The 7,966-nt window shown below is 32.6% G+C and carries 7 protein-coding genes; 3 read left to right on the top strand and 4 right to left on the bottom strand.

Annotation, left to right across the window (positions count from 1 at the left end):
• The coding region (locus HOG71_02890) for a bifunctional UDP-N-acetylmuramoyl-tripeptide:D-alanyl-D-alanine ligase/alanine racemase (GenBank protein MBT5989777.1) at window positions 1-1,949 on the bottom strand (1,949 nt) is incomplete at its 3' end.
• Window positions 1,950-2,121: 172 nt separating this feature from the next.
• Here HOG71_02890 and HOG71_02885 point away from each other — a divergent pair.
• Window positions 2,122-2,598, top strand: coding sequence for a RecX family transcriptional regulator (locus HOG71_02885; protein ID MBT5989776.1), 477 nt, complete (start codon window positions 2,122-2,124; stop codon window positions 2,596-2,598).
• A 19-nt stretch (window positions 2,599-2,617) separates the two neighbouring features.
• Here HOG71_02885 and HOG71_02880 read toward each other — a convergent pair whose 3' ends face one another.
• Window positions 2,618-2,920, bottom strand: coding sequence for a hypothetical protein (locus HOG71_02880; GenBank protein ID MBT5989775.1), 303 nt, complete (start codon window positions 2,918-2,920; stop codon window positions 2,618-2,620).
• 8 nt (window positions 2,921-2,928) lie between these two features.
• Window positions 2,929-3,870 carry a TAXI family TRAP transporter solute-binding subunit gene (locus HOG71_02875; protein MBT5989774.1) on the bottom strand — a complete coding sequence of 314 codons (942 nt, stop codon included), beginning with the start codon at window positions 3,868-3,870 and terminating at the stop codon, window positions 2,929-2,931.
• A 257-nt stretch (window positions 3,871-4,127) separates the two neighbouring features.
• Between HOG71_02875 and HOG71_02870 the strand changes: the two genes are divergently transcribed.
• Window positions 4,128-5,570, top strand: a complete 1,443-nt coding sequence (locus HOG71_02870) for a transporter substrate-binding domain-containing protein (protein ID MBT5989773.1) — start codon at window positions 4,128-4,130, stop codon at window positions 5,568-5,570.
• On the opposite strand, the gene HOG71_02865 is transcribed toward HOG71_02870, so the two are convergent.
• A complete protein-coding gene (locus tag HOG71_02865) occupies window positions 5,567-7,390 on the bottom strand; it encodes a T9SS type A sorting domain-containing protein (GenBank protein MBT5989772.1) in 1,824 nt (607 codons plus the stop codon). The genes HOG71_02870 and HOG71_02865 overlap by 4 nt on opposite strands.
• 450 nt (window positions 7,391-7,840) lie before the next feature.
• Between HOG71_02865 and HOG71_02860 the strand changes: the two genes are divergently transcribed.
• The coding region (locus HOG71_02860; GenBank protein ID MBT5989771.1) for a GIY-YIG nuclease family protein at window positions 7,841-7,966 on the top strand (126 nt) is incomplete at its 3' end.

Genomic DNA, 7,966 nt, shown 5'->3' with positions numbered 1-7,966 from the left:
GATTTAAACAATTCTATTTGCTGATTCGATATTTCTATTTCCTCAGAATCTTCAGCTGATGATAAGTGAGAGAATATTGAGCTAACTATAATAGACGGATTTTCTTTAAGCATAGCAATCAAAGCAGGAATATCTTCTATTGAAAATCCCAACCTATGCATACCAGTATCCAATTTTATATGGATACTAATTCCACTTGAACAAGAAGTTGAGTTACATGCCTGTATTAAATCTAAAAGCGATTCCAAGCTATATATTTCAGGTTCTAACTGATTCGAAATTATTTTATCAAAGCTTTGCTTATCCGGGTTCATAACCATAATGGGCAATTCAATTCCAGATTGTCGGAGCTCAACACCTTCATCAGCATAAGCAACTGCCAAATAATCGACCTGCCGAAACTGTAAAACATTGGCAATTTCAAAACTTCCTGACCCATAAGAAAAAGCCTTAACCATAACCATTATTTTGGTTTCAGCATTTAGATGAGAACGGTAAACATTAAGATTATGAATCAGATTGGTCAGGTTAACTTCCAATCGCGTTTGATGCATTTTCTTTTGCAGGGCATTTGTTATTTTCTCAAATTCAAATGGTCTGGCTCCCTTAATTAGTATTGATTGATTTTTAAAAATCTTTTCATCGATCTGATTGAGAAAAGAATCAGTGTTTAAATAAAAATCACTCTTTATGCTAAATATTTCCTTGTTCTGATAAATTTCAGGTCCAATCCCTATCAAATAGTCAATTTTTTTTAAGACAATTAACTCATTAATCTCCTGATAAAGTTCATGAGAATTTTTTCCTGACTGTAAAACATCTGATAAGATCAACACTTTTTCGGCATGTTGATTTTGTTGCATTAAATAATCTACAGCTATTTGTAAGGAATTCAAATCGCTATTATAGGTATCATTAATTATAGTGCAATTGTTTGTTCCCTCTTTGAGTTCAAGCCTCATCTCAATTGGAGTCAATAGCTTAATCTCTTTTTGAATTAATTCAATAGCAAACTTCTTATGAAGTAGAAACAAACAGCAATGGAGTGCATTTTCTATTGAGGAATCATCGATAAAAGGCAATTCAATTGAAAAACATGTCTCTTGATAATTCAAATCAAGTGAACAATCAGTCAATCTCTTATTCATTTTCAAGACCCTTAGATCAGCGTCCTGATGTCTTGACCAGCTTACTAATTGAATTTCTTTTGTAAAAAAACCATTTTTCTTCTGTTTGCTTATCATTTCATGAAGCATCTCATGATCCTTGCAATAAATTAAGCTTTTACAATTTTTAAACAAACAGAGTTTTTCAATTATTTTTTCTTCTCTATCTGAAAAACCTGCATCGTGAGCCATCCCAATATTTGTAAAAATACCAATATCAGCTTGAATCATTTTCTCCAAATTACTCATTTCATTGATTTGAGAAATTCCAGCTTCCAGAATACTCAAATAATGTTCATGCTTAATTCCAAGAACAGATATGGCTACGCCAATTTGTGAATTATAACTCTTAGGACTGCGATAAACATGCTCGTATTTATAAAGCATTTGGTACAGCCATTCTTTGATAATTGTTTTCCCGTTACTTCCGGTAATTGCCAATACTTCACTTTGGAATTTGTGCCGATACCATGTGGCGATTGCTTGTAAGGCATAAACTGAATTTTCCACCAAAATCACTGTGGAAGCCTCACACACTTCAGGACGAATGCTTTTGAAAACCTTTTGATTATCGATCATAAAAACACGAATTCCCTTATCAAATGCATCCTGAACATAAGATTGATCATTACCGTTGCTAGCTTGAATAGCAAGAAACAACGAATTATGCACATAAATCAATCTTCTTGAATCAAAATAAATATGCTCGATTTCAAATGATGTATTTTTACATAGGCAATCACCCTTTGATATTTTCAAAATTTCTTCAAGAGAAAATTTCATCTGTCTATAATTATTTTTAAAAGGTCATATGCCAGTCTGCATCGCTTTCGCAAAGCTTCCGCAGAGCAATGACTTCTGGCAGAGAACTCGCATTGTATTTTTTTTATTATTTAGCTTAAAGCAAAATTAAGGATTAAAAGCAAATAATTAACTTTGCCCATTCAATCAGCTCATGCCAAGCCAGGGAAAGAAATATAGCAATAGTGAAGCTTTTCAAAAGTTAATGAAATATTGTGCTTATCAGGAACGATGTCATCAAGAAGTAAATATGAAACTTTATGACTGGGGATTTTATAAAGATGATAGGAATGAAATTATCGTTAGGCTAATTCAAGAGAACTTCCTAAATGAGGAACGATTTGCACGTGCTTATTGCAGAGGTCGATTTCGCCAAAAACATTGGGGAAAACTAAAAATCGCCCAAGGTTTGAAGCAAAAAGGAGTATCCTCAAAACTGATAGAAATAGCTTTTGAAGAAATTTCTGATGATGAATATTTAAATACCCTCCAGACAATTCTGATTAAAAAAAGCAAATCAGTTAAAGAAACAAACGAATTCAAACGTAATTCAAAAATTGCATATTATGCTATAAGTAGAGGATTTGAATCAGCATTGGTATTTGACCAATTGAAACTAATTAAATTCTAAAGGGAAATAGTTTAGAGCTTTAAGTCATTATTTGATTGACCGCTTCTAAATCCATCTTATATCCTTCTCTTTCACACAAAGGACAAACAGTCAAAACTTCATCAAATTTATAATGACAACGAGGACATTTATATCTGTTGACATGATATATCATGCTTGTTTTTTTCTTGTATAAAATAAAAACAGCAGCAATAATAGGAGTCAGAAATAGTGCAACCAAAAAAATCTGCAAAGGGCCCAGTCGATGTCCCTTGCCCAAAAATATAAGCATGATGCATAAGCCTAAATAAAAAGCTATCAGAAGATACTCAACTAATCCCATTTATGTAATTAGTTAAGTTTAAATACTTTCTTGGCTACAGGGTGAATATCCCATTGTATATTATTATACTTCAAATCTACCTCATTCCACATGGGGTGTCCTTCACTTTTAAGTGTTGCATGATTATCACGAATGGATAATAAAAACTTCTCTAATATCTCTGCATCTGCTGGTGCTTCATTGGTTGTATTGGTAACCAAAAATGAATTAACTGAATAGGTTTCAACATTGTAAAACAACCAAGGATAGGTGCCTGCAGGAATTATTGATTTTTTATGAAATTGACCTAATCGCTCATCTTTAATGGGCACTAACCTGATTAGTTGATTATAGGTTGGCAACAAAGATTTTAGTTTATTTACAGGTGCATAACCAACAAAAAACAAAGCATCAATATCACCCTTAATAAGAGCAATAAATGAACTGTCAAACGACTTTCCGTAATCGATCCAATTAATTCCAGCAATACTTTTTATTAAACCTGAAGTTAAATATGTACCTTCTTTAGCAGGATTTCCTACTCCTACTTTTTTATCTTTTAAATCACTAATACTATATATCTTACTGTCTAGGCGCACAAGTAAATGTATTTCTTCTGAACCTAAGGGTAATAAAACCTTGATCTTATCTGTATTGTGAGTTTTTGCTTGATAATCGTATTGTTTTGCTTTTAGCAAAACATCATACTGTGTAAATGCAATATCAATATCAGGATTATTGATAAGCATATCATAATTGTTTACAGCACCTTTCGATGGTACTAAATTAATCTTTCCATCATAAATATTGATAATATCTTGAGCAATTTGATAATAAGAACCTGATTCAGCTCCTGAAACCACACTAATTTCTCCTGCATTTTTCTTTATAGCAAAAGGATCGTCTTGTGCAAATGAAAAGTTAAAAAGTACCAGAAGAATTACAAGGATGGAGAATGAACGCTTTTTCATCATTTTCGATTTTTATATTACAATTAAATTATGCTAATTAGCTTTTCAAAAATAGGAAAAAATAGGTAATGATTTGCTTTCATTTTACAATTGATATAAATTAAAAGCAAATCAATTTAAATACATCCCCGATAAGCTTTAAACGCACTTTCCGACTTACTTATCCACAATGTTGAGATAACTGCCTAACAATTTCAAACTTATTGGGTAGTAATTTGCATTACAATGCCCTAAATCAAGAAACCAAAAGCATGAAAATGCTTCAACTATTTATACTAAAAAGATTTACTCTTTTTCTTTTCTTTTTTATATTTCTATCTTATTCCTGTAACAATAAGAATAAGCCGGATGATGATGGGAATGATAATAAGTCAAGGCATACACTTATCAAAGTCTTGGACAAAGGAGTATTGTCAGCTATAACTGATTATAATTCTACAAACTATTTTGTTTACAGAGGTCAACCAATGGGTTTTCATTACGATTTGTTGATGATTTTTGCAGAACATTTAGGTGTTAAACTCGACATTGGCATTAGCACAGAACTTGATAAAACATTCTCTTGTTTACTCGATTATGGAACAGATATTATTGCTCTCGATTTAACCATTACCCGAGAGAGAGCTGAATTATTTGATTTTACAACCCCCATCATTAAAACGAAACAGGTATTGGTGCAACAAAAACCTGAGGGTTGGCAAAATATGAGTAATAAACAATTGTCAGACAGTTTAATTCGAAGCCCTTTAGACTTTTCTGGTATTACAATTTATGTTCAGAAAAACTCTTCATTTGTACCAAGACTCCAAAATTTAAGAGATGAAACGGGTACTGATTTTAATATTATAGAAACAAGCACAAAGCAGGAACAACTCATATCAATGGTTGCACGTGGTGAAATAAAATATACGGTTAGCGATCAACATGTAGCCATGGTTAATAGAACGTATTATTCCAATATTGATATCAAAACAAGTGTTAGTTTTGAACAATATCTTGCTTGGGCAGTTCACAAAGGGTCAAATGACTTGTTAGAAGAATTAAACACCTGGTTGGAAACATTTAAAAAAACTGCCAAATATAAATATCTCTATCGCAAGTATTTTGAAAACCCAAAACATGTTCAAATAACTGAAAGTGAATACAATACTTTAGGCGGTGGAAAAATATCAGCCTACGATGCGTTAATTAAAAAACATGCAAAAGAAATAAATTGGGATTGGCGTTTATTGGCTTCTTTAATTTACCAGGAATCTCACTTTTTACCTGATGTAACCTCCTGGGCAGGAGCTTTTGGACTTATGCAATTAATGCCAGCTACAGCAGCTAATTTTGGTATTGACCAAACTGCTTCACCCGATCAACAAATAAACGCAGGTTGTAAATTTATCAAATATCTTGATAAAGAATTCTCTGATATGGTTCCTGATTCAAATGAGCGATTGAATTTTATTTTGGCTGCCTATAACTCTGGACTAGGCCATGTTTTAGATGCCATTCGACTTGCAGAAAAATATGGGAGAGATACTGATATTTGGCGAAATAATGTTGATACTTTTATTCTGCTCAAATCAGATCCTCAATACTATCACGATCCTGTTGTTAAATATGGATATAGCCGTGGAGAAGAGTCCTATAACTTTGTTCGAGAAATTAATGAAAGGTATGAGCATTACAAAAATGCCATACCAGAGAATTAATCTTTCTTCTGAATTTTAAATTGTGCTGTAGAATTAACAGAGCTTAACAATAAAACATAAGTACCTGAATTCAGTCCGTGTGTTGAAAGATTCATAATACCCTCCCCAATAATTCCATCCATAACCTTTGCTCCTTGCATATTAATTATGGAGTAACGATCAAATTCTCCAGCATCAAGACTTATTTTATCGGTGAAAGGATTTGGAAACAGCTGAATTGCATTTGCTTCCAGTTGATTCATATTTCTTGACAAAGTATTGCTATCAGCTGCCCAAGGAAAAACGGTAAAATGTTCTCCTTTTAAAAATCTTTCTTTAGCAGGAATACTTCCTGAATTCAATACATTGGGAATTCCTATCGATGGCCAATTATCTTTAATGGTCCAAAAATCAGGAAGCTCGCTTAAATACATCGATTCATCTCTGAATTGATTGCTATTTGCAGGTATGATGGTTCCCTTGATATTGTTCCCGCAAGAAAAATGATTATTTCCTGTTAAGAAAAAATTTCCGAGCAGAGGCATCGTATTTGAAGTTTCATTGCCAATAAAATTCTGATTATTGGTTTCACAGGAAGAAGTAGTCATTATTATTCCATATAATTCTGCTCGATTTCTTAAAAATGTATTTAACGGACCTGAAGGACCCCAATAATGATCAATAACAATATTTTGGACAATATTTCCTTCAATTAAGTTCGCATGTGCAAAATGACCATGTAAGCTAATATCAGCAGCAGCATTTGCTGGGACTTCTGAACGAAATGGATCAGTAGAATAATTGTATGCAATGACATTACCATTAGCTCCATTTTTTGCCATCATAGCATGTCTTAGATGTTTAAAAATATTATCTTCAATTAAACATTGAGTTGAATGACGATTTAGTGTAATTCCATAGCCATGTGTTGCCGATCCTTCATAACTAAAAGCATGGTGAAAATAGGAACCACTTATTTCAATATGCGATGATGAATTAATCATTACATGACTTTGATAACTCATCGAGCTTTCAACTCCTTTCACCCAACAGTTTACAGCCATATTAAAAAAGATATTGTAACCACTTCCTTCATCAACACAAGCATATCGTTTTATGTGCAAATATTCTATTCCAACATTTTTAACAGGATTTATCTTTCTAATTTTAGGATGTAAGGCAGTATCATACGTGAAATGCAACTTTTCGTTGAGTGTTAACCGATTTCCATCAATATCCTTAATTTGAATCACTTGCCCCACAGCCCCTGTAGCCCAATCAGCTGGTTTAATATCCCATGAACCATTTTCCTGATATATTTCAATATAGTCTCCGGGAAAAAGATTTGATGCTTCCTGAATTTCCAAACTGTATGTCTCAATTGCTGCAGCTGCTGTAACTGGTTTTTCGCCTGCCCGGCTTTCCTTTCCACAAACATTTATACAACTTTGAGGTGAGCATTCCGAAAAGTCAAAATAAAAAAAAGAGGAGTCTGATGAAGCTCCTCTTAATATGATGTTGGAAGGTAGATTTATTGGTGAACCAAATAGGTAATAACCAGGCGGAAAAAATATTATGCCCGGCATTCCGGCAAAATAATCAATGGCCAGGCAAATAGATGCATAATCATCTGACACACCATTGGCAGTGGCACCAAAATCCATGATATTAATAGTATACTCTACTTCTACTTGGCTGGTTTCTAGTCCTGCCTTCGACCAATCAATACTTCTCTCAGCAGGTAAGTCTTGTGAAAATAATGTAAATGATAATAGTAATAAAAAGAGTAATAGAACTATTTTGGCATATTTTAGGACATCCAGAATTAAGCTTTTTTCCATGATACTTCTTTTTGTTTGGTTATAGTCTTGTTTGGAAAATGTTGTTAAAAAAGCTATTTAAAAAATTGTTGGTGGCTTTGATAAAAACCTTACTCGAATATACAATATTGAAATAGGCAGTCGCAAGTATTTTTGACTTACAAAAACACAACAGGCTGATTTACTATCTTTTATGAAAGATTATTTTTGTTAAAATCGTAACTTTTTTTGAATTAAAATTAAAGATTTGATGTTATTCCATTAATAATTCTCTCATTAAATCATTAAAGAGATTTTTATTGAGTGAAAATATTTCAAAATATGAGTGTTGATTAAAAACTAAGTTTATCGTTGCACCTCCTTAGGAGAGATGGCAGCCCCATAGGGATTCCTTCGGAAAGTGGTCGAATGCGGAAGTCTTGAATGAATAACAAATCTTTGTTGTTCTTGAGAAAATTGATTTTCTTCAAAATGTTTAGCACATATATTTTAAAAAGTCAAAAAGATTATATGTATTATTATGGTCATACAAATAATCTTGAAAAGAGATTAAAAAAACACAATTCTGGCCAAGTAAAATCCACAAAACACAGATTG

The organism is Bacteroidota bacterium (genome assembly GCA_018698135.1).
Taxonomy (GTDB): domain Bacteria; phylum Bacteroidota; class Bacteroidia; order CAILMK01; family JAAYUY01; genus JABINZ01.
This window is presented reverse-complemented; position numbering and strand designations above follow the sequence as displayed.